The 683-nt window shown below is 44.2% G+C and carries 1 protein-coding gene; it reads right to left on the reverse strand.

Features of this window, described 5'->3' with window-relative positions:
* Positions 1 to 683: RNA-guided endonuclease TnpB family protein (locus E3E37_RS10725; RefSeq protein WP_167717326.1), on the reverse strand; the 683-nt coding region annotated here is incomplete at both ends.

Below are 683 nucleotides of genomic sequence, written 5' to 3' on the forward strand. Positions count from 1 at the left end.
TCAACGTCCCTATCGGCTTCAAAACCACAGTTTGAACACTTCAAAACCCTGTGCCCATTCGGGCTTAATTTACTCCCACATATCGGGCACAGGGAGGAAGTGTAAGCGGGATTCACGAAAACAACCTTTACTCCTTTCAGCTTTGCTTTGTATTCGATTATGCTCTGGAGCTTCAGGAAGCTCCAGCGGTGAAGTCTCCCATTCATTTCAGCAGAGTATCTGATTGAATCCCTAATTTCAGTCAAATCCTCTAAGGCAATACCACCGTATTTCTCTGCCAACTCCACGATTTTATTCGCAAGTTTATGATACAAGTCGTTAAGCCTGTTCCTCTCCCTCTCACCATATTTTTCAAGGAGTTCTCTCCTCCTTTTGCCAGTCCTAAGTTTTTTCTGAATCTTCCTCCTCTTTACAAAATAACCCGTCCTAATTTCCCTCTCGTGAGTTATGATTTGGACAAACTCGCCATTCGGAAGGCTTAAAGTAACATTATTCTCATTCAAGTCCACTCCAACGAAAGTGAATGGCTCTCCGATTTCAACCTCCTTTGAAAAGACCACGTTAATGAAGACTCCCCTTGGCGTTCTAACAAGCCAAGCCTGCCCAACCTTCCAGTCCCTGAACTTCTCATGATATTTGGCTGGATAGAATTCAAAGGAAGTCCTCCCTTTGGGAGTGGAGAG

It is taken from the genome of Thermococcus sp. ES12 (genome assembly GCF_012027515.1).
Taxonomy (GTDB): Archaea; Methanobacteriota_B; Thermococci; order Thermococcales; family Thermococcaceae; genus Thermococcus; species Thermococcus barossii.